This is a genomic window from Mesorhizobium sp. M7A.F.Ca.MR.362.00.0.0 (assembly GCF_004023175.1).
Taxonomy (GTDB): Bacteria; Pseudomonadota; Alphaproteobacteria; order Rhizobiales; family Rhizobiaceae; genus Mesorhizobium.
Genome location: NZ_RZTF01000057.1, coordinates 15,975 through 16,672 on the forward strand (window position 1 = coordinate 15,975; position 698 = coordinate 16,672).

The following is a 698-nucleotide window of genomic DNA, read 5'->3' on the forward strand; positions in this document are numbered from 1 at the left end:
GCTGATCAGCTCTATGGCCGGCGGCATGCCACGGGCCGAGGCCATCAACCGGCATTTGAGCGAGGCAGCGCAAGCCTTGGGGATCGCCATGTGCGGTTCGCAGCGTGTGAGCCTGCAATCCCGCAACTCCCAGGGGCTAACGCGCGCGCTGCGCCGCCTGGCGCCAGACATTCCCTTGCTGGCCAATATCGGCGCCGCGCAACTGCGGGAGGCCGACGGCCTGGACCTGGCGCGTCGCGCGGTGGACGCGCTGGAGGCCGATGGGCTCATCGTCCATCTCAATCCGCTGCAGGAAGCGGTACAGCCGGAGGGCGACCGCGAACTGGCGCGGCGTCCTGGCGCTGATCGCTGGCGCCGCGCGCATCGTGGGCGTGCCGATGGTGGCCAAGGAAGTGGGGGCGGGCCTGTCCGCCTCGGTGCCTGTGCGCTCGTCGAGGCGGGCGTGGCGGTAATCGATGTCGCCGGCGCCGGCGGCACCAGTTGGGCCGCAGTGGAGGGCGAGCGCGCCCGCAATGCCGCCGACCGTGCAGTGGCGATGTCATTCGCCGATTGGGGGATTCCACCCTGACCAGCGTGCAGGCGGTGCGTCGGGCGCTGCCAACGGTGAAGCTGATCGCGTCGGGCGGGATCCGCGATGGCGTCGACGTGGCCAAGGCCATCCGCCTGGGCGCGGACATCGCCGGGCAGGCGGCCAGCGT

At 71.5% G+C, this 698-nt stretch carries 1 pseudogene; it reads left to right on the plus strand.

The features are described 5' to 3' along the window. Positions 1 to 698 (plus strand): annotated as a pseudogene (locus EOC06_RS10695) (alpha-hydroxy-acid oxidizing protein); the annotation flags it as partial.